We start from the raw sequence: 20,588 nt of genomic DNA, 5'->3' as shown, positions 1-20,588 counted from the left end.
AGCAATTTAAGTTATATTCCTAACATGCTTTTTAATTTAGAATAAGAAGGCCGACTAAGCGGTATTTTTTTTCCGGATTTAAGTAAAACAACATGAGAATTTTTTTCTAAGGGCTCTATACGAGTAAGATGTTGCAAATTAAAAATATAGGAACGATGAGCCCTGAAAAACTTAGCAGGATCAAGTACTTGCTCATAATAGTTCATCGTTTTCTTTTTTAAATAATAAGTATCCTTTGTAAAAATTTTCACATAATCATCGTACGCTTCAATATAAACAACATCACTAACTGGTACAATTGTAATTTCAGAATTTGTTTTTACAACAATGCGGTTTTTTTCGTCATTTTGTTTTGTGGTGTTTTCTAAAAGGTTGTAAATGTTTTTTTCAGAACTTTTATCGTCTTCGGTTTTTGATAGCCACTTATTTATAGCCACATCAAAACGCTCTTTGCTGAAAGGTTTTAAAAGGTAGTCCACTGCGTTGGCTTCAAAGGCTTTAATGGCGTATTCGTCAAATGCTGTTGCGAAAATGACGGATGGAATAGTGTCTATTAGCTCTAGCATTTCGAAGCCGTTTATTTTAGGCATTTGTATATCAAGAAAAATGAGATCTGGTTTATGAATCATAATAGCTTTAACACCTTCATAGCCATTGTTACATTCTGCAACTACTTCAACATTAGCGAGATTTTGTAAATATTCCATGACAATACTTCTCGCTAAGGGCTCATCATCTATTATTACAATTTTCTTCATTTCTATTATATGCGTTATATTTTTATTTGAGGAATTTTTAATCGTGTTATAAAAATATTTCCTTTTTTATCAGTTGTTAAAAGATCATTTCTACTATAAAGTAAAAACAAACGTCGTTGAGCAGAACTCAAACCAAAGCCTGTACCTTTTGCTCCGCCTTGTGTTTGCGAATCAAAGGGATTTTTAATTTCTAAACATAAATAACCTGAATCAACATGTGCGTTCAGGCCAACCTCGACGTCTTCTATTGTGCCATATAGCCCAAATTTAATTGCATTTTCCACTATAGGCTGTAAAAGTAGTAGTGGAATTTCCGCATCCATTACATTCTCCAAAATATCAATTTTGAAATTTAAGCGATGTCCAAACCGAACTTTTTCAATTTCCAAGTAAAGTTTTAAATGTTCCACTTCTTCTTTAAGTAAAACAATTTGCTGTCCATCTTTTTTTAGCGTACCTCTTAAAAAATCAGAGAGTTGTTGAATCATTTTTCTTGCCTCATTCGGTTTACTGCCAGCAAGAGCACTGATGGAGTTTAAGCTATTAAATAAAAAGTGGGGCTGAAGTTGCTGACGCAGTTTTACTAACTCTGCTTCTTTTATTAATTTCTCTGTTTCATTCCTTCTTTCCTCTAACTCCCTTTGTTCTTTTAAAACATTCCACATCCAGTTTAATACTGTAACGAAAGAGATAATTAGAAAAGCAGTTATATGCCTTATTGGCATTGAAAGTTCTAAAAATTCTAGATAAGAGGTTTCTTCGGCGAGAACGGCATTTAATGAAAAACGTAAAATGAGAATAAATAATATACTTATACCAAGAGCAAAAATGAGACGGTAAAAACGATTAGTTTTTCCGGGTTGGTAAAAGCGGTAAATTGTAATTGCTGTATAACTTAGAAGCGCAAGTATGCTATTTGAAATGCTGGCATCAATAAAAGATAATTTCCAACTAATGCCATAGCGATGCAATAAAATAGTTTGAACAATAACCCAAAAAGCCCACAAGGCCGAAAAACCTAGCATGATGTGCTTAATCGAGTATTGAAATTTAGTATTCAAATAGATGTTTATGCAAATGTTAGGTTTTTTGCCTGAATTTCCATTGATTTTTGGCGAATAAACTTAATGAAGGATCCAGTATCTTTTATTTTATGGGTATTAGAATATAGTTGATCACCGTCTTTTACCACATCAAGTGAGTATACATCAGATACGTCGATAAATTGCCAGCTAATTTGTTTATTGCTAGAATCGGTAAATACTTCTTCTTCTTTTTTTCCGATAACGCGCGCTTTGTAAAAAGCTTCTTCAAGACTATGCGATTCTATTATTCTAATTTGTTCATCAAATTGTGATGCATCGCTACCGTTATCGATATTAATGTTGAACATAAGTTTTGCGAGATATTTTTCCATTTGTATTAAGGTTTAATTTGTGATTTTAAAAACTTTTGATATCGATTCCTCCAAAAACTGTGGTGCCGGTGATGATAAGCACCTTTTCCGGCTCACTGCCACTATTTGCTTGCAAAGCCCTTTTGTCTTCTACATTGCCAAACACAGTCACTGTTTGCTCTGATCGTATTTCCCAATTAGAAGGTACTATTAACTTAGTGCCACCAAATACCTGAGTAATTTCAAGTTTAACAGTGCCTTCAAAATCTGCTTGGCTCATGTTAAGTTCCGACCCACCAAAAACATTTATGACTTCACCACCTTTAAAGTTTTTAGTCACGATGTTTTTTTTTACACCGGCCATAACTACTGTAGACTCAATATAATCATCTTTGTTTGGCTCTTCCTGATTCATAAAATTTTGACAGTAATTATGAAATTCGCGATGACCGAGCTTGTTTCTCCAGTGTCTACGATATCTTCCAAAATTTTTTCTACGAGGTTTAAATATGATCATTAGTCCTAGAAGTATTAATAGGCTTGGCCAAAGTATCGGTTTTATTTGCATCTCAGGATAGATGTCTGTTACTAAAAAGGCACCCCCAACAGCAACAAGTAAAATCCATCCAGGATGTAAAAATTTGTGCTTCACGGCAAGTATTAATCCCAACCCGATTAAAAGCATTTTCCAAGTAAATACCCAAAATGGTATTTCAACGCCTAATTCTCTGGCTAAGAAAAGTGAACCAATTGCAACTATTAATAAGCCCCCCATAATTTTACCACGACGGTGACTCTTCTCAGCCTTGCGCCACATATTCTCATCCATGAGTGATTCTAGAGGCTTTTTATTTTGATCTTCCATTGTAATTTTTTTGTAAAGGTATATTCCTTGTTTTCCTTTTGCAATACACATTAGGTAGATCGAATCTTAAAGGCGGTGAAATGTATTTTGAGGTCGGGGAACGGCATATTTTTTTAATAAATTTCGCATTAGATCTTTAAAATGTCTATGATTAAAAAACGATTTTAGTTACTTTTATCGCATAACGACTTGAAAAAACGTGTTTCCATACTTATTACTGTCTTTGCAGTTTTTTCAGGCAGTTTATTGGCACAGACTGTGGCTTTTCGAGAGGGAATAAAATGGGGAGTTAAGGAAAACGAATCCGTAATAATTCAACCAATTTACGATACAATTTTTGATTTCGATTCAACAGGAAAAATATGCATGGCCTGTTTTCGAATTAAATCAGCGTCGGCAAATAAATTTATCAAAGTAACTACAACTTCTTTTGCCTGTAATTATTTGAGTAAAAAAAACGAGCGACTTATTATTCGTAATCAACTTAACGACACTTCGAGTATTTTTTCATACAGTAAGAGTATTCTCAAACAATACCTAAATAACGATCCTTACTTTATGGTTACCTGGAAAGGAAAAAAATTCATTGTCTATAAGAGTTTCCAGCAATTGACATTTAAAGGCTATCATGATATTAGTTTTAGCCCAGAAAAGAAGTTTTATTTTACTTCTTTTAAAAATGAGGGCGATATTGTATTGGCTGGAATTACGAATGAAAGGGAAGAAGAGCTTATCCCACACAATTACTCAATAATTAAAATTAACACGAATGATTCTCTAATTGTTGCCTGTAGCGCGGGTGTTAGAAATAACGCAGACGATGAGGTTTTTGATTATCATGGAAAAAAGGTAATTGGAACGCATAGGCACATAGATATAGCAACCAAACATTTCCTCATTCATAAAATATATGAACCAAAAGAGTACTATATTCTTTATAACATGAATACGAAGGAAGAAACAACTGTTCATGCTGATGAGATTATGATTTACGAGCACGATGAAATTTTGTTACGCCAAAAAAAGGAATGGTTTATTTATGATTTAAACACTAATATAAAAAGGCCTTATAAACATTCCTAGCCCAGATACTTCAAAGCTAAGTGCAGAGTGGCTTCACAAATTTTGCTAATTTTAAATTAACTAATCCTTTTGGTTTCGTAAGCAGATTAAGAATCGAAAAACTAAACTAAATTTGTATTCCTTTAGCTTTAGTAATTATTAATTTAACAAGCGCGTCTACTTATGAAAATAGCAATTAATGGTTTTGGTAGAATTGGAAGAGTTTTTTTGCGAAACTGCATTAATATTCCTGAAATAGAGATCGTTGCTATAAACGACATCACAGATACAACAACATTAGCCCACCTTTTAAAATACGATTCTGTTCATAGAGCATTTCCGGGAGAAATAAAAACAGACGGAAACACTTTAATTGTAAATGGTAAACGAATTAGAGTTGTTTCACATAAAAGTCCAGAAGATTTACCATGGAAAGAATTAGGGATTGACATCGTTATTGAAAGCACTGGGCATTTTTTAGATTCAGAAAGTGCAAAGGGACATTTAAAAGCCGGAGCAAAAAAAGTTATTCTTTCCGCACCGCCAAAGGACGATACGATAAAAACAATTGTGCTGGGAGTTAACGAATCGGTTTTGAGTAAGGACGATGTAATTATTTCGAACGCGAGTTGCACAACCAATTGCGCAGCACCCATGTTAAAAGTTCTTGAACAGTTTGGGATAGAGCAAGCGTACATTACAACGGTTCATTCTTATACTAGTGATCAACGTATTCATGATGCGCCACACAAAGATCTGAGAAGAGCGAGAGCAGCAGCTATGAGTATTATACCTACTTCTACAGGAGCAGCAAAAGCAATTACTAAAATTTTCCCGCATCTTGAAGGAAAAATAGGAGGTTGTGGAATGCGTGTGCCAGTTCCTGACGGTTCTTTAACGGATATTACCTGCGTCTTAAAAAATACGCCTAGCATTGAAGAAATTAACAAAGCGTTTAAAATAGCTTCTGAAAAGGATTTGAAAGGTATTTTGCAATACACTGAAGATCCAATTGTTAGTGTAGATGTAATTGGAAACTCTCACAGTGTTTTATATGATTCGGAATTCACGAGCGTTGTAGGCAACCTTGTGAAAATTATTGGTTGGTATGATAACGAATGGGGTTATAGTAATCGATTGGTAGATCTTGTTAAACGCATAGGAAAATAAAAAAGGACAAATTTTTTTAGAATCTTCCTGTGATTCCAAATTGAATGATTAATCTGCTTGGGTAGATGGAAAGGAAATTATGATTCACATTATACATAATGGAAGTACTTAAGGCTAACTTGTCGCTAATTGCTTGGCAGAATCCACCACCAACAAATATGTAATCAATCCAGATTTTTTTATTGGGCTCTAAAGAAAAAAGATCTGGCTGTAAAAGTTTATCATATTGCACTTGCACAAAATAGCTTTCGCCAATAGTGTATCGCACATAAGAGTGTCCGCCGAAAATGGACTGAGAATAACTTCCGTAGGATGATCTGTAACTTGTGTAATTGTAAATACCGCCAATGCCTATATCAAATTTCTCAAAGGGTGTAAATCCAATAGTCGGAGTTAAAAGAATAAAAGTTGGGTTTCCAATCCATGCTTGAAGATTTCCACCCCAAAGAAGTTTCTCTTTCCACGCATCATTTTTTTCTTTTGCCTTCTTGATCGGTTCCTGAGAACCATAGTAAACACTATCCACCTGCGCCTGAGAGAAACCAGAGCAAACAACAATAAGAATTATGATTCGAATCAATTTCATTTACAGATTTATGCAAATTTCGTTCTTAGCAGAAAAATATCAAGTATCTTAGCCAAGTAAATTTACTAAAAAATGCTAATAGTTGTAACAGGGGCTTCAAAGGGTATAGGTTTTGAGATGGTGAAATTGTTTTCTAAAGATCCAAGCCATCTGGTTATTGCCATATCGAGAAACATTGATTCTTTAAATAAGATGGTGCGAGATAAAAACACGCACTCAGTATTACCGATTAAGGCAGATATTAGCAAGATTGTGGACCAAAAAAAAATCGTTAAAACAATCAAAACGCTTAATTTAAAAATTGATGTTCTAGTAAATAATGCCGGAACTATTGTAAACAAACCCTTTGAAAAAATAAATGAAAAAGAATTGCAAAGTGTTTATGCTACGAATGTTTTTGCTCCTTTCACATTAATTCAAGCTCTTTTACCTTTAATGAACACTAGAAAACGCCCACACATAATAAATATCAGTAGCATAGGCGGGTTTCAAGGAAGTTCGAAATTTCCGGGATTAAGCGCCTATTCAAGCAGCAAGGCCGCATTAGTTGGTTTAACGGAATGCCTTGCAGAAGAATTTAAAACAAAAAACATAGCTGTAAATTGTCTGGCTTTAGGAGCTGTTCAAACTGAAATGCTTGCAAAGGCTTTTCCTGGTTACAAAGCACCACTTAAGGCTTCTCAGATGGCAGAGTTTATTTGTAATTTTGCTTTAACTGGTCATCTGTATTTTAATGGGAAAATCATTCCAGTTTCTTCCACTACGCCTTAATATTAGTCTTTACAAAACATGAAAAAATACTTTATACTATTCTTTTCGTTTTTTTGTTTAAACAGCTTTTCCCAAATCATCACGCAAACCATCCGTGGAACTATTATTGACAAGCAAAGTCAAGCAACGTTACCAGGAGTTGCTGTATTCCTTATAAATTCTAATCCAATCCTTGGAGCTAGCACGGATGAAAAGGGAGAATTTAAAATACAGAATGTTCCTATTGGAAGATGGCAAATAAAAGTTCAAGCAATAAGTTATAAAGAAAATTACGTCACAGTTGAATTAAATTCAGGAAAAGAATCAGTTTTAATTGTAGAGCTTGAAGAAAGTGTTTTGCAGGGTGAGGAAGTGATAATAACAGCAATTCAGGATAAAACAGAAACAAACAACAAGATGAGTACCGTTAGTGCACGCGTGTTTAGTGCAGAGGAAGCGGGACGTTATGCTGGAAGTCGCAACGATCCAGCTCGAATGGCTGCTAATTATGCTGGAGTTAGCGGTGCAAATGATTCACGAAACGATATAATTATACGAGGGAATTCACCCTTGGGTATTTTATGGCGACTAAATGGTATTGATATCCCCAACCCGAATCATTTTGGGAATACAGGTTCTACCGGTGGACCTATTAGCATATTAAACAATAATACATTAGGTAGTTCTGATTTTATGACCGGAGCCTTTGTTGCAGACTATGGCAATGCTACTTCTGGAGTATTTGATCTTAAAATGAGACAGGGTAATAATGAAAAGCATGAGTTTGTTGGGCAAGTAGGGTTTAACGGTTTTGAGCTTGGTGCAGAGGGGCCTTTTAGTAAAAGTAAAAATTCTACTTTCATAGTTAACTATCGTTACTCAACATTAGCCGTTTTTAAAGCGCTTAACATTGATTTCGGAGCAGGTGCCGCTGTACCTCAATATCAAGATATCACATTTAAGGCAGATTTTGCTACAAAAAAATTCGGTAAAATTTCTTTTTGGGGTATTGGAGGACTCAGTTACGTTGCGCTTTTAGAAAGTGATAAAAAAGAAGGGCAGGACTTGTATGGATACAGTGCGCGCGATACTTATTTCCGATCGAATGTCGGGGCAAGTGGGATCTCGCACATAATTTTATTTAAGAAGAGCGCGTACTTAAAAACAAATATTGGAATAAGTGGAAGTCAAAATATTATTCTTGCTGATAGAATTGATTCGTCTTTTAAAACGCCCAAAAACCTTAAACCTGAGTATCGACAAACAACACAAAATGTCAGATACTCTTTAAATACAACCTATAACAAGAAATTTAACTCACGTAATTTTATTAATCTAGGGATTTATAGTGAAGTTTATAAGACTGTTTTTGTAGATAGTAATGATTATTTATTTGGCGATAACACATTTATAACTTTGCGAAACTACAGTGGTACAACAGCAGTACTAAGAGCGTTTTTGCAATGGCAACATAAATTCAGCGATAAATTTTTAATCAATCTAGGAATCAGCGATCAGGTTTTTTTACTGAATAATTCTAACGCCATAGAGCCACGTGTTGGTTTAAAATATGCGTTAAATCAAAAACAAGCATTTAGTTTTGGAGCCGGATTGCATAGTCAGCTTCAACCAACCTATATTTATTTTGCTACTGACACAGCAAGAAATAATCGTGTAGAAACAAATAAAAATCTTGATTTCACCAGAGCCGCCCATGCAGTGCTAGCTTACGACAACAACTTTTCGGCTAATTTTCGTTTAAAAACAGAAGTGTATTACCAATATATTTATAATGCCCCTGTAAAAAATTATCCTAACTATTTTTCAGTTCTTAATCTTGGTGCTGATTTTAATAGTCCGAATGTGAGTAATCTAGTTAGCAAGGGAACCGGCTTTAACTATGGTTTAGAAATAACACTTGAAAAATTTTATAGTAAAGGGTTTTATTTTTTGTGGACAAGCAGTTTCTTCGAAAGTAAATATTTGGCAAGTGATGGTGTGATAAGAAATACGGCGTTTAATGGCAATTATGTTTTTAATCTATTGGGCGGAAAAGAATTTAGGATTAAACAAAAGCATGTCTTTAGTATTGATATCAGAGCCACTTATGCAGGTGGTAAACGTTACACACCAATTGATCTGAATGCAAGTATTGCTGCAAATGCAGAGGTACGCGATGTGTCTCAAGCCTTTCAACAACAATACTCCCCTTATTTCAGAATGGATGTTAAGCCAGGATACCGTTACAATGCTAAAAAAGTAACACACGAATTCACAATCGATTTACAAAATGTGACAAGAAATTTAAACGTTTTTCAGCAGACCTACGACCTAACCAACAAAACAATTAATACAAACTATCAGTTAAAGTTTTTTGTTATTCCGCAGTACCGAATTTTGTTTTGACAAAACTCTTTATCAACGTATGGTGTTCATCAAACCCTAAACAGTTCAAAAGAAGAACGGTCTGCGATTAAGTGTTTGTGGGTATTTCAAGCCATTCTTTCATTAAGAAATCCTTGCAAACACTATATCGGGATTTCCCGCATTAAGACAGCCAGTTCATCTTTTTCAAAGGCTTCTAGTGTCTAAATACGGTTAAATTTATCACCGGCTAAGTTTCTATTTCTGTGATCAGTTTCATAAAACAGAGTTTTCTTTTAACTTAAGAATAGCTTGGATGAATCTGTCTGTTGAAAAAGTCATTTTCCGTCGCAAATAACAACATCATACTGAACCCTAACCCCATTATTTCATTAGTTGGCTCGGAAAGTATGATATTGAGGTGATATAGTAGTGAGAAAATAAGCAAAAAAGAGTCATTTTCCAGCGCGGTTTCGAGTTATTAACATCTAAAACCATTTAATTAACAAGAATTTTAACAAATTGGAGTGCTTCCTCAAAATAGTGACTTATTACGGACTTCTGTTTAAAAAAATTGTTATCTTCGTTCAGTCAAACATTAAAATCCAATATCATGTCAATATTCAGAAGTTTATTAATCGTGGGAATATTAGCGCTAATTCCGTCATTTGTTTTAGCTCAATCTCCAAAAAAATATATGAGCGCTGCTGTGAAGTTTGAAAAAGCAAAGAATTATGAAGGCGCAATAGAAAACTATTCAAAAGCATTAGAAATGGAGCCAAAGTTAGAAAAGGCTTACATATCAAGGGCTGTATGTTACGAAAAAATAAATTTTAAATCTGAAGCGATTGAAGATTACAACAAAGCTTCTGTTTTTAACCCGAAGGAAAAAAAATACTATTATGAGTCTGGCCGCTTATTTGCAGAACTTAAGAAAAATAAAGAAGCTGATGATATGTTGCGTAAAGCAATCGAACGCGATAAACATTACGTAGACGCATTGGCTTTGGAAGTTAAGGTTTTATTTGAATTGAGAGATTACAATTACGGTATGAAGGTAACCGAAATGGCTCTTGCTAACAAAAAAACCGCTTTGAGTTTGTACAATCATGCTGTAATGCTTGATAGCTTAAAGAATAACATTGAAGCTGAGAAATTCTATAGAAGTTCAAAACAGGTAGACGCCAAATTTATTCCTGCTTACGTTGCTCTTGCTTTAACTCAAATTGAGTTAAACAAGACTGACGATGCTATGAAGGTTTGTAATGAAGCTTTGACTAAGGATCCTAATAATCCAGATGTGTTTTTTACAAAAAGTTTAGTACACGCGGCTAAAAAGGATTACCAAAATGCCATAAATGAAATCACTAAGGTTATTTTAACCAAACCAACTACCGAAGCATTTATGCAAAGAGCTTCGTTTTATGCAGTTCTTGGTCAACATCACAATTCAATCAATGATTATTCTCAAATTATTAGACTGGATGATAAAAACGTTGTAGCTTATTTAAATAGGGCTTACGCAAGCGAATTGATTCAGAACTTTAAAGCGGCATTATCCGACTACAATAGAGTAGCTTCCCTTGCAACAGGCGATGAAAAGATTGACGGCATTGTGAAACAGGCGAAAAAGAAGATTTTTGAGTTGAATAAAGAATCCACTAAGCCTGAGATTGAGCTTACTTCCATGAAAGCTGACAAAAACGTCATTAAAATAGCATCTGATAAAAACGAAATCACTCTTAAAGGTATTGTAAAGGATGCCAGCTTAATTAAAAATATTGATGTTAACTCAGGAACTGCTGTATTTTCAATGGATTCATTGAACCCTGTTTTTACTTTAAATATTACAGATCTGGTTAAATTAAATGAAATTACAGTGAGCGCTACAGATGTATATAACAATACTCAAACGACTCAGTTTAAAATTGAAAAAACAGAAAGCGACAAGCCAATTATAGCTATTGAAACTCCAATTGCTACTTTTGAAAATGAAATCTTTATTGAAAACAATAACCAGGAGATTTATTTGCAAGGTAAAATAAAGGATGCCAGTTTGATTGAATCAATTATCATCGATGGAATAAGTGCTTCTTTTAACCCAAGTAATCTTAACCCGGAATTTTCTACTCAAATAAAAATTGCTGAAAAAGCAAAAATTTCAATTACTGTTAAAGATATTTATGGTAATGAAAACATTCAAGTTTATGCGCTTAACCGCACTGCTTCAACCGCTGGTGTTGACAATCCGATGGGCAATACTTGGGTTGTTTTTATCGAAAACAGTAAATACACAAATTTTCCTAGCCTTGAAGGTCCAGCGAAGGACGTAACTGCGATGAGAACAGCTTTAGCTAATTACAAAATAACTAAAACCGTTTTTAAGCAAAACATGACTAAGATTGAAATGGAGAAGTTCTTTTCCATTGAGTTAAGGGACTATGTAAAGAATAATAACATTAACTCCTTATTGATTTGGTATGCTGGACATGGTAAGTATGTGAGTCCTACTGGATACTGGGTACCTGCTGATGGAAAAACTGACGATGAGTTTAGCTATTTTGGTATTAATAACTTAAAGGCGGCTATGCAGTCGTATGCAGGGAAGTTAGTTCATACACTTGTAATTACTGACGCTTGCGAATCAGGAGCAACTTTTTTAATGGCAATGCGTGGTGGTGATGATGAAAAACGTTGTGATAATTTCGAACTAACAAAAGCTAAATCTTCTCAAGTATTTACTTCAGCTGGTTATGAACTCGCTTCAGATAACTCACAGTTCACTAAAACATTTGTGAGCGCCCTCAACAATAATGTTGAACCATGTTTACCGATTGAGAAAATCGTGAAAAAGGTAACTTATTCTGTTTCTCAAGCTGGAAATCAAGCTCCAAAATTCGGAAAAATTAAAGATCTTGAAGATGAAGGTGGAACTTATTTCTTTATCAAAAAATAATTAGCTTTGATTGTATAATCTTGTATGTATTTCAGAAACATTATACAATTCTTTCTACTTTTATTACCACTTTTATTTAATGCGCAATCCTATCATTTCTCCAATTTTGGGGTAAAAGATGGGTTGGCGCAATCTAACGTTTCGGGTATTATTCAGGATAGTGCTGGGTTTTATTGGTTGGCAACAGATGGCGGCGTTTCAAGATTCGACGGAAAAAATTTCATTAATTATACTAAAGAAGACGGCCTAGCGGATAATAATGTCAGCGCTATTTTTTTAGATAAAAATAATCACATTTGGTTGGGTCACGAAAATGGAATGCTTACCAAATATGACGGTAAAACCTTTACTGAAATAAAATCAAAATTGCTTCCCAAAGATAAAAAAATATATGGTTTTTTTCAGGATAAAACGGGTAGTTTGTGGATTTCAACGTTTTCTGCAGGTGTTATCAAAATTTTAGATCCGTCAAGAGATTTAAAGGAACAGCTGGCAATTAAAGTTTATTCAGGCCGTCAGGGCTTAAGCCAATACGTTATTTCTACATCGCAAGATACTAAAGGAAACCTCTGGTTTCTCACCGATGTGGGCATAAAAATAATGGACAGAAGTACGCGTCAATTTGATTTTTTCAGACCTGAAAATATGCCAATCGGGCAAATTTCAGCGTTAACACTGGATCACAACAATAATTTTTTGGTTGGAACTCTTGCTGGAAGTGTATCGAAATATGACGTAGCTAAAAATAAATTCGAACTCCTTTTTAGTCCTCAGGAAATTGCTAATGATATATTTGGTGGAGGGCCAAACTATGTTTATACAATTCTTGAAGATAGGGAGAATAATATCTGGGTAACAGTTGCGAATAGGGGCGTGTACAGATATAATGAAAAGACAAAGAAAGTTACAGCTTTTAATTCAAACAACGGCTTAGCGACCAATAAAATAAAAAATATTTTTGAAGATAAAGATGGAAATATTCTTTTGGGCACTTCTGGCGAAGGGTTACAGGTATTTTCTGGTGAAAAATTTGTCTCGATTTCTAAACGAAACGGAATGCGTGATAATCAGGTCTGGGCAATAAGCCAGGATCGAAATGGAAATTATTGGTTTGGTACCAACGAAGGTTTAACATTATATAATCCTAAAGAGACCCATGACAAGGCTTGTAAAAATATAACTATGGCAGAAGGATTGCCGAACAATAATATTCGTGCAATAGTGGCTGATAAATATGGAAATCTGTGGATTGGTATGTGGGGTGGTAAGGTTATTAAGTATGATTCACAGCAAGGACATTTACAACAAATCCCAGCTCTAAACGATATTGTAAATACTTTAGTAAGTTCTCTTTTGATTGATAGTAGAAATCGTTTATGGATTGGAACCTATGAAGGAATTGTATACTATGATCTCGCTACTGGTGCTATTAAAACATTACGTACAATAGACGGATTAAGTGACAATGACATTTCATGTCTTTTTGAAGACACAAAAGGAAATATTTGGATTGGAACAAAACAAAAGGGAATAAGCGTTTACAATGGTAAAGAGATTAGAAAATATAATCGTGAAAACGGTCTCAATAACACAAGTATTTCTTCAATAACAGAAGACGCTAAGCATAGAATTTGGGTTGGAACTGAAGGTGGTGGTGCTTTTGTTTATGATGGAAAGTCTTTTACGAATTATAAAGTAAAAGATGGACTCGAATCTGATTTTATTACACTTGTTACCGCAGATAAAAACAATAATGTTTGGTTAGGAACAAATAAAGGACTCAATAAATTTAGCCTTGAAAAAGCTACATTCTCCTCTTACTTGAGCGGTGATGGTTTTACGGGTGTAGAAACAAAGTCGAGATCATTTTATAGTGATAATGAAAATAATCTTTGGTTTGGTACTGTAAATGGAGCATTTAAGTATAGTCCAAAACTTGATGAAAAGCTTCCACCACCACCCCTCACAAAAATGCTTTCATTTAAAGTTAATCTTAAAGAGTACCCCCTCTCAGATAAAGTTGAATTATCTTACGAAGAAAATTCTCTAAATTTTGAATTCGTAGGTATTTCGCTTTCAAACCCGGAAGGAGTGAAATATAAAATTAAACTTGATGGTTACGATGGGGATTGGAAGACAGTCACAGAAACTTCCCAAGTATATTCAAACCTTACAGATAATGAATATGTTTTTCATCTAAGATCTTGCAATAGTAGAGGAGTTTGTAGTGAATCTATAGATATTAAAATAAATATTAGTCCACCATACTGGAAAACCTGGTGGTTTTATTTAATTATGTTTTCTATAATAGTAAGTGCTTTGTTTGCTTATATTAAAATAAGAGAACGAAAATTACGCGATGAAAAGAAAATACTGGAAGATAAAGTAAACGAACGCACCGCTGAAGTTGTAGAAAAAAACAAAGAATTGGATGAAATAAATAAGGATATTACTGCAAGTATTCGTTACGCCAAACGTATTCAAGATGCTATTTTGCCACCGGATGATTTCGTGAAAAAGCATTTACCTAACACGTTTGTTCTTTTTAAACCGAAGGACATAGTAAGTGGAGATTTTTATTGGATGGAAGATAAAAAAGACACAGTTATCTTTGCAGCCGTTGATTGTACGGGCCATGGTGTTCCGGGTGCTTTTATGTCGATTGTTGGGCATAATTTATTAGACAGAGTTGTTGGTGAGCAAAAAATAACGCAACCCGCGAGAATACTGGACGAATTAAACAAAAGTATATCCGATACCTTACGACAAACAGATTTAGAGGATAATACCGTGCGTGACGGAATGGACATTGCGATTTGTTCCTTCGATAAGAAGAAGGGAGTGCTTGAATATGCTGGTGCATATAATCCTTTATGGATAATCAGAAATAAAGAGTTAATCGAAATAAAAGCCAATAAATTTCCTATAGGTAATTCGAAATCTGGTGAAAACAATAAGTTTACCAATCACGAAATTCCGCTTGAAAAGGGAGATACTATTTACATATTTTCTGACGGATATTCAGATCAGTTTGGCGGACCTGCAGGTAAAAAATTTAAATCAAGTGCTTTAAAACATTTGCTCGTTAATTCACAACACTTGGGAATGGCTGAGCAAAGAGAGTTGCTTAATATATCCATTGAAAATTGGCGTGGCACACATGAACAAGTAGATGATATTTTAGTTATTGGCACTCGCTATAACTAATCAATTAACAATCCATTAAATATTAAGGAATAGTTGCTTCTAATTACGTAAAATAGATTTGTGGCACCTTAGAAAAGAGTTGTGTCTATAAAATCGACTCTTAACCTTTATAAATGAAGAAAATGGCTTTTAGAGCCTATAAATCCTTCATTTTTATTATCTTTGTACCCTAGTAAAATGGCAAAAGATACAGCAATACGTTGCTCACTTTGTGGGCGTGATAAAAAAGAATCAAAAATTTTAATAGCCGGGATAAATGGCCACGTTTGTGACAATTGCGTTACTCAGGCTTATGGCATTATTAAAGAGGAATCTGTTGGTGAGCAAAAACAACAAGTTCAACACGCCATTAATTTACTTAAGCCTAAAACAATTAAAGAGAAGTTGGATGAGTACGTGATTGGACAAGATGATGCTAAAAAAGTATTGAGTGTTGCTGTATATAATCATTTTAAGCGAATTGCGCATGTTGCAAAAAACAATAAGGAAGAGGTTGAGATAGATAAATCTAATTTAATTTTGGTTGGAGAAACAGGTACAGGTAAAACACTTTTGGCGCGCAGCATTGCCACTATGTTAAATGTGCCATTTTGTATTGCAGATGCAACTGTGTTAACTGAGGCGGGCTATGTGGGCGAAGATGTTGAGAGTATTTTAACGCGTTTGTTACAAGCTGCTGATTATGACGTTGCGGCTGCCGAAAAAGGAATTGTATTTATTGATGAGGTAGATAAGATTGCACGTAAAAGCGATAATCCCTCAATTACGAGAGACGTAAGCGGCGAAGGGGTTCAACAAGCCATGCTAAAACTTTTAGAAGGCACGGTAGTAAATGTTCCACCTCAAGGAGGAAGAAAGCATCCCGATGCAAAAATGATTGCTGTTAACACAAAAAACATTTTGTTTATCTGTGGCGGTGCCTTTGATGGTATTGAAAAGAAAATCGCCAAACGTTTAAACACTACAGCTGTGGGCTATTCGGCAGTTACAGATGCGGTTGAGTTGGATAAAGGCAACTTGCTGCAATATATTTCTCCACAGGATTTAAAGTCATTCGGATTAATTCCTGAATTAATTGGTCGTTTACCTGTATTAACTTATTTAAAACCTTTAGATAGAGATGCTTTGCGTCAGATCTTAACTGACCCTAAAAATGCTCTTATGAAACAATATAAACAATTGTTTAAAATGGAAGGCACTAAACTGGAAATTGACGAGGAGGTTTTAAATTTAATTGTTGATAAAGCAATTGAATTTAAATTGGGAGCGAGAGGTTTGCGGGGCATTTGCGAAGCTATAATGACAGACATCATGTATTCGTTACCAAGCGAGGAAAAACCCGTTAAGCAGTTCACTTTAACTTTAGATTATGCTTTAGAAAAGTTGAAAAACGCAAGGTTAAGTCAGTTAAAGGTAGCTTAATAAAAGCGTTTTTTTTAAAAAGCGAAGAGAATCTGTTTAGGATTTCTTTTTCCGCGTTTCCGCTTTAGGTTTATAGGAATCTTTTTTTAAAGAAAGCTCTTCCCGAAGTTGATTAATTTCAGACCTTAAAATTTTGATTATTTCACGGTTTGATTTAGCGAGGTCGTCTTTAGTTACGTGATCCATTTTTATTTCTGGTTCAAAAACGTAACTATTTTCTTCAAAAAAGTCACTTACCCGCACATCAAGTGCTTCAGCAATTTTTTTTAAAGTTTCAACATTATTTGTACCTATTCTTTCAATTTTCGAAAGTGAAGTGTCTAAAATACCAACAGCATCTGCTAAATTTTTGGTATTCATATTCTTACTTTCCCTAATTTTTTTAATCTTTTTACCAATGTCCTTATTCACACAGTGAAAATTCATAATAATCGAATATTTCACTAATCTTATTAAGCTTTAATTTGTCTTATTAGGACTATAAGCAAACCCTAAGTTTGAAAAATTTTATTCTCTAACGATTGAATTTACATGCTTAGTCAAGACAACGCATATTTAGTATTACAAAAACTGAAAACGGGAAGCTCTTCCATGAACATATGGAAACAAGAAGAACACTGTTATAGGCTTTTAGCGACTAAAATAACTGAGGAAAACAAACACTGGAAATCGATCAAAAGGGTCATTTGGAGTAGAATAAGAAGCCATTAAATGTTTATTACTTATCAAATTATTTTTAAAAGTTTATTTTTCATTTCGCGGGCGTAGTTACCAAACAGCTCCTCTTCTATTAAATTGAATTCATGTTTTTTGTAGGATTTAAAAACTGTTTTGTTTTTTAAGTAATGAATTTGAGAACATATTTCTAATAGTGGTTCAAGAATGTGTGAAGAAATAAAAACGGTTTTTCCTCTTTCGTTTAAGATTGCAATAATTACTTCCAAAATTTTATTTGTTTCCAAGTCTAGGCCATTAAAAGGTTCGTCGAGAATGTATATTTCCTTGTTTTGTTTGATCTGACTTTGTAACAACAGTTTTTTCTTCATGCCTGTAGAAAATTCTTCCATAAAACCATTTAATGGCAACTTAAATAAATCGGCGAGTTTTTCTTCGTGGTAAGTGGTGTTAGTATTTGGGAAAACACTTAAAAATTCTTTTGCAGTAAGTTTTGGATAAAAAAAGAGATCAGTATCAATGAAGGCGATGTCTTTGCGTTGTATTAATTTACCATCTCTGGTAAACGAACAGCCTTCATCTTTTATAAAGCCGGCCATCAAATTAAAATAGGTCGTTTTTCCGGCTCCATTTAAGCCAACAATACCATGAGTTTTACCCGATTCAAAACTTAAATCGATATTTTCTAAAACAACGGATTCTTTATATTTGAATGATACTATTTTAGTTGTGATCATGCGTAGTTTGTAAGATTTAGTAACGCTTTTTTCTTGTAAGAACGATTAAGAAAATAAGAAATAGGCAGAAAAAACGGAATGAGTACGGCAGCAAACACGATTAATGAATCCATGTGAAAGGGTTGTTCTTCGTTGGGCTTATAATCTGAATACTTCATATAAATGGTGCACAAAGCCAGTAAAGTAAAACCAATTAAAAAGCAAATGTTAAACCAAGCCACATCTAAATTAAAAAAAGAATTAATTATTAGAGGGGGGACATTGAGCACTAAAATCATTTTAATTAAAAATTTATTTTTTCGATCCAGAAATTCTTGCGGCTCTAATCCTTCTGGATTTAGCATCACCAGTGGCTCGAAGTATCTATAAAATCCTAAAAAAAGAGAGTTTACTAAAAACAAAGTAACAGGCCCAAAAAATTTAACTGGACTAAAAAATAAAACGAGAATAAAAAGTGGCATTAATAAATAGAAACTACTTCTTAAACCTGCTATCCACTCAAACTGAGATGTTGGGACAAACTGCTTCATAAAAATAAGTTTCGGTAAGGAAGGTTTTGCTGCCATAAAAGGAATTAGTGAAACACACAAGTGCAGAGTTATGGCAAAGTAATACGGCTGTGTAAACAAAATACTAATTGACAAAGGAAGTGTTAGTAAATTATAATTCAACCAAAGATTGAATTTTGGTGCGCTAAAATATTTATTCAAAAAATTAAGATCCTTTCTGTTGAGATGATAATTGAGAAGAAAAAACAAAAATCCACCGCAGAGAACTAGCAGGTAATTTAACGAAAACTCAGAAACGTTTTTGGAAATGTAAAACACGACTAAAGCAATGATGATAAACCAATAGCTTAAATCACGTTTAATTTGAAAATAACGAAGCTTTAATAATTGCACTGTCAAAGGAAGTAAATTCTGCCAAAGACTGTTATTTAATGATTGTTAAAAGCAGATTTTTCCTACTTTTATTCTTCAAAATAAAAATTATGAGCCTTAACAAGTACAATTTCACAGTAACCGATCGTTTTGTGCGTTACGCTAAAATAGACACACAATCTAATGCAGAATCTCCAACTTGTCCGAGTACTGAAAAACAAAAAAATCTTTCAAGACTTCTGGTTGAAGAACTAAAAGAAATGGGTATTAAAGATGCTGAGTTAGATGAACATGGATATGTTTACGGAACCATTGAAAGCAATACCACTAAAAAAGTTCCCGTAATTTGTTTTTGTTCGCATGTAGATACTGCACCCGATTGTTCAGGAACTAACGTAAAACCAATCATTCATAAAAATTATAAAGGACAAGACCTTGTATTACCAGGCGACACTTCTCAAGTAATAAAAGTATCTGAACATCCTGACTTAAAAAATCAAATTGGCAACGATGTGATTACTACCGACGGTACTACACTGTTAGGTTCAGATGATAAGGCCGGTGTTGCTGAAATTATGGACGCAGCCCATTTTTTAATGACGCATCCAGAAGTGAAACATGGTAAGGTGAGAATTTTATTTACTCCTGATGAAGAAATAGGACGTGGAGCAGATAAAGCAAATATTAAAAAACTAGGTGCTGATTTTGGATACACCTTGGATGGAGGCCCTGTTGGAACTCTTGAAAATGAAACTTTCAGTGCAGACGGTGTGAGCATAAAAATCAAAGGGTTTTCTACCCATCCAGGATATGCCAAAGACAAAATGCAACATGCTATTAAAATTGCGGCTCAAATCATCAACAAAATTCCGGTAGAGAAAACTCCTGAGACCACTGAGAAAAAACAACCTTTTATTCATCCAACAGGAATTACTGGAGCATTGGAAGAAGCCGAAATTAAATTTATTATTCGTGCTTTTGATACACCAACACTTTTAGCATTGGAAGATGAGCTAAGAATGATTACAGTAGAAGTATTGTCGCATTATGATAAATCCTCGTACGAGTTCATTGTAACTGAGCAGTACAGGAACATGAAAGATGTTTTGGACAAAAATCCTGAAATAATTGGCCATGCATTGGAGGCCATTACACGCTCAGGTTTAACTCCGAAATTAGATAGTATTCGCGGAGGTACTGATGGCTCAAGGTTTTCATTTATGGGATTACCTTGTGCGAATATTTTTGCAGCACAACATGCTATTCATAGTAAACAAGAATGGGTAAGTTCTCAGGATATGCAGAAAGCGGTTGAGACCATTGTAAATCTTGTAAGTATTTGGGAAGAGAAAAGTTAATTTAAATTAATAGACCATGGATGAATTACAAAATAAAATTAAGGCAATTTATCAGGTAAGTAAAACGTATCCTGATTTGGTTCATGCACTTATAAGGCTGGGAATACAGTCTTATACAGTAGATGTTGCAACGGGTATAACACTTTATCGTTTAGAAGGAGGAAAAAGTTCCTTGCATTCTTCTGAGTTAGCTCAAAGAGTTGTAGAAGCAGAGTTCAATAAAGAACTAACGGTTCAAGCGGTAAAAACCACACAGCAGGGAAAAAGTACCTACCCTGAGTTTATGAATGAGATCGCGAAAGCGGGTGTTCGGTTTTATGAAGCGACACTGAACGGAAATCAAAAACGGGTGACTTATATTGGTTCTGGTGGTAGTTATGAAGAGTTAATCCCTTTCTAAA

At 34.3% G+C, this 20,588-nt stretch carries 17 protein-coding genes; 9 read left to right on the top strand and 8 right to left on the bottom strand.

What is annotated here, in order from left to right:
• Nucleotides 1–11: 11 nt before the first annotated feature.
• Genes P2086_RS01925 through P2086_RS01910 form a run of 4 tightly spaced genes read right to left on the bottom strand, consistent with a single transcriptional unit; the run spans nt 12 to nt 3,019 of the window.
• Nucleotides 12–758, bottom strand: a complete 747-nt coding sequence (locus P2086_RS01925; RefSeq protein ID WP_317898742.1) for a LytR/AlgR family response regulator transcription factor — start codon at nt 756–758, stop codon at nt 12–14.
• A 14-nt stretch (nt 759–772) separates the two neighbouring features.
• Nucleotides 773–1,783, bottom strand: a complete 1,011-nt coding sequence (locus P2086_RS01920) for a sensor histidine kinase (RefSeq protein WP_317898741.1) — start codon at nt 1,781–1,783, stop codon at nt 773–775.
• A gap of 44 nt (nt 1,784–1,827) precedes the next feature.
• Nucleotides 1,828–2,175: a DUF4288 domain-containing protein gene (locus tag P2086_RS01915; protein ID WP_317898740.1), complete on the bottom strand. Its 348-nt coding sequence runs from the start codon at nt 2,173–2,175 to the stop codon at nt 1,828–1,830.
• 25 nt (nt 2,176–2,200) lie between these two features.
• Nucleotides 2,201–3,019: a LiaF transmembrane domain-containing protein gene (locus tag P2086_RS01910; protein WP_317898739.1), complete on the bottom strand. Its 819-nt coding sequence runs from the start codon at nt 3,017–3,019 to the stop codon at nt 2,201–2,203.
• A 189-nt stretch (nt 3,020–3,208) separates the two neighbouring features.
• Here P2086_RS01910 and P2086_RS01905 point away from each other — a divergent pair, with 189 nt between their 5' ends.
• Together P2086_RS01905 and gap are read left to right on the top strand one after the other, a co-directional pair.
• Nucleotides 3,209–4,102, top strand: a complete 894-nt coding sequence (locus tag P2086_RS01905; protein ID WP_317898738.1) for a hypothetical protein — start codon at nt 3,209–3,211, stop codon at nt 4,100–4,102.
• 162 nt (nt 4,103–4,264) lie between these two features.
• Nucleotides 4,265–5,251 (top strand): type I glyceraldehyde-3-phosphate dehydrogenase, encoded by a 987-nt coding sequence (gap, locus tag P2086_RS01900; RefSeq protein ID WP_317898737.1) that lies wholly within the window; start codon nt 4,265–4,267, stop codon nt 5,249–5,251.
• Between the two features lie 16 nt (nt 5,252–5,267).
• Here the strand turns inward: gap and P2086_RS01895 are convergent, their stop codons facing one another.
• Nucleotides 5,268–5,837 carry a hypothetical protein gene (locus tag P2086_RS01895; RefSeq protein ID WP_317898736.1) on the bottom strand — a complete coding sequence of 190 codons (570 nt, stop codon included), beginning with the start codon at nt 5,835–5,837 and terminating at the stop codon, nt 5,268–5,270.
• A gap of 72 nt (nt 5,838–5,909) precedes the next feature.
• On the opposite strand from P2086_RS01895, the gene P2086_RS01890 reads away from it, so the two are divergent.
• The 5 genes from P2086_RS01890 (at nt 5,910) to clpX (ending at nt 16,536) form a co-directional block, all read left to right on the top strand.
• Nucleotides 5,910–6,608, top strand: coding sequence for an SDR family oxidoreductase (locus tag P2086_RS01890; protein ID WP_317898735.1), 699 nt, complete (start codon nt 5,910–5,912; stop codon nt 6,606–6,608).
• Nucleotides 6,609–6,626: 18 nt separating this feature from the next.
• On the top strand, nt 6,627–8,993 hold the full coding sequence (locus P2086_RS01885; protein WP_317898734.1) for a TonB-dependent receptor: 2,367 nt from the start codon (nt 6,627–6,629) through the stop codon (nt 8,991–8,993).
• A 571-nt stretch (nt 8,994–9,564) separates the two neighbouring features.
• On the top strand, nt 9,565–11,907 hold the full coding sequence (locus P2086_RS01880; RefSeq protein ID WP_317898733.1) for a caspase family protein: 2,343 nt from the start codon (nt 9,565–9,567) through the stop codon (nt 11,905–11,907).
• 24 nt (nt 11,908–11,931) lie between these two features.
• Nucleotides 11,932–15,114, top strand: a complete 3,183-nt coding sequence (locus P2086_RS01875) for a two-component regulator propeller domain-containing protein (RefSeq protein ID WP_317898732.1) — start codon at nt 11,932–11,934, stop codon at nt 15,112–15,114.
• 177 nt (nt 15,115–15,291) lie between these two features.
• Entirely contained in the window at nt 15,292–16,536 is a 1,245-nt protein-coding gene (clpX, locus tag P2086_RS01870) for an ATP-dependent Clp protease ATP-binding subunit ClpX (RefSeq protein WP_317898731.1), read from the top strand.
• A 36-nt stretch (nt 16,537–16,572) separates the two neighbouring features.
• Here clpX and P2086_RS01865 read toward each other — a convergent pair whose 3' ends face one another.
• The 3 genes from P2086_RS01865 to P2086_RS01855 form a co-directional block, all read right to left on the bottom strand.
• Nucleotides 16,573–16,962: a helix-turn-helix domain-containing protein gene (locus P2086_RS01865; RefSeq protein ID WP_317898730.1), complete on the bottom strand. Its 390-nt coding sequence runs from the start codon at nt 16,960–16,962 to the stop codon at nt 16,573–16,575.
• A gap of 299 nt (nt 16,963–17,261) precedes the next feature.
• Entirely contained in the window at nt 17,262–17,948 is a 687-nt protein-coding gene (locus tag P2086_RS01860) for an ATP-binding cassette domain-containing protein (RefSeq protein WP_317898729.1), read from the bottom strand.
• Nucleotides 17,945–18,514, bottom strand: a complete 570-nt coding sequence (locus P2086_RS01855; RefSeq protein WP_317898728.1) for a hypothetical protein — start codon at nt 18,512–18,514, stop codon at nt 17,945–17,947. The genes P2086_RS01860 and P2086_RS01855 overlap by 4 nt, the downstream gene beginning before the upstream one ends.
• 425 nt (nt 18,515–18,939) lie before the next feature.
• Between P2086_RS01855 and pepT the strand changes: the two genes are divergently transcribed.
• Together pepT and P2086_RS01845 are read left to right on the top strand one after the other, a co-directional pair.
• Nucleotides 18,940–20,187: a peptidase T gene (pepT, locus tag P2086_RS01850; protein ID WP_317898727.1), complete on the top strand. Its 1,248-nt coding sequence runs from the start codon at nt 18,940–18,942 to the stop codon at nt 20,185–20,187.
• A 16-nt stretch (nt 20,188–20,203) separates the two neighbouring features.
• The gene (locus tag P2086_RS01845) at nt 20,204–20,587 is read left to right on the top strand and encodes a DUF1398 family protein (protein WP_317898726.1); all 384 of its coding nucleotides are present in this window, start codon (nt 20,204–20,206) and stop codon (nt 20,585–20,587) included.
• The last annotated feature ends 1 nt before the right edge of the window (nt 20,588 follow it).

The organism is Aurantibacillus circumpalustris (assembly GCF_029625215.1).
GTDB lineage: Bacteria > Bacteroidota > Bacteroidia > B-17B0 > Aurantibacillaceae > Aurantibacillus > Aurantibacillus circumpalustris.
Note: the sequence above shows the minus strand (reverse complement) of the source record. Positions and strands in the feature narration are given on the sequence as shown.

Coding starts and splice junctions, on each gene's coding strand:
- P2086_RS01845 (WP_317898726.1), top strand. CDS start 20,204: ATGGATGAATTACAAAATAAAATTAAGGCAATTTATCAGGTAAGTAAA.
- P2086_RS01895 (WP_317898736.1), bottom strand. CDS start 5,837: ATGAAATTGATTCGAATCATAATTCTTATTGTTGTTTGCTCTGGTTTC.
- gap (WP_317898737.1), top strand. CDS start 4,265: ATGAAAATAGCAATTAATGGTTTTGGTAGAATTGGAAGAGTTTTTTTG.
- P2086_RS01880 (WP_317898733.1), top strand. CDS start 9,565: ATGTCAATATTCAGAAGTTTATTAATCGTGGGAATATTAGCGCTAATT.
- P2086_RS01860 (WP_317898729.1), bottom strand. CDS start 17,948: ATGATCACAACTAAAATAGTATCATTCAAATATAAAGAATCCGTTGTT.
- clpX (WP_317898731.1), top strand. CDS start 15,292: ATGGCAAAAGATACAGCAATACGTTGCTCACTTTGTGGGCGTGATAAA.
- P2086_RS01890 (WP_317898735.1), top strand. CDS start 5,910: ATGCTAATAGTTGTAACAGGGGCTTCAAAGGGTATAGGTTTTGAGATG.
- P2086_RS01910 (WP_317898739.1), bottom strand. CDS start 3,019: ATGGAAGATCAAAATAAAAAGCCTCTAGAATCACTCATGGATGAGAAT.
- P2086_RS01885 (WP_317898734.1), top strand. CDS start 6,627: ATGAAAAAATACTTTATACTATTCTTTTCGTTTTTTTGTTTAAACAGC.
- P2086_RS01875 (WP_317898732.1), top strand. CDS start 11,932: ATGTATTTCAGAAACATTATACAATTCTTTCTACTTTTATTACCACTT.
- P2086_RS01865 (WP_317898730.1), bottom strand. CDS start 16,962: ATGAATTTTCACTGTGTGAATAAGGACATTGGTAAAAAGATTAAAAAA.
- P2086_RS01915 (WP_317898740.1), bottom strand. CDS start 2,175: ATGGAAAAATATCTCGCAAAACTTATGTTCAACATTAATATCGATAAC.
- P2086_RS01920 (WP_317898741.1), bottom strand. CDS start 1,783: ATGCTAGGTTTTTCGGCCTTGTGGGCTTTTTGGGTTATTGTTCAAACT.
- P2086_RS01855 (WP_317898728.1), bottom strand. CDS start 18,514: ATGGCAGCAAAACCTTCCTTACCGAAACTTATTTTTATGAAGCAGTTT.
- P2086_RS01925 (WP_317898742.1), bottom strand. CDS start 758: ATGAAGAAAATTGTAATAATAGATGATGAGCCCTTAGCGAGAAGTATT.
- pepT (WP_317898727.1), top strand. CDS start 18,940: ATGAGCCTTAACAAGTACAATTTCACAGTAACCGATCGTTTTGTGCGT.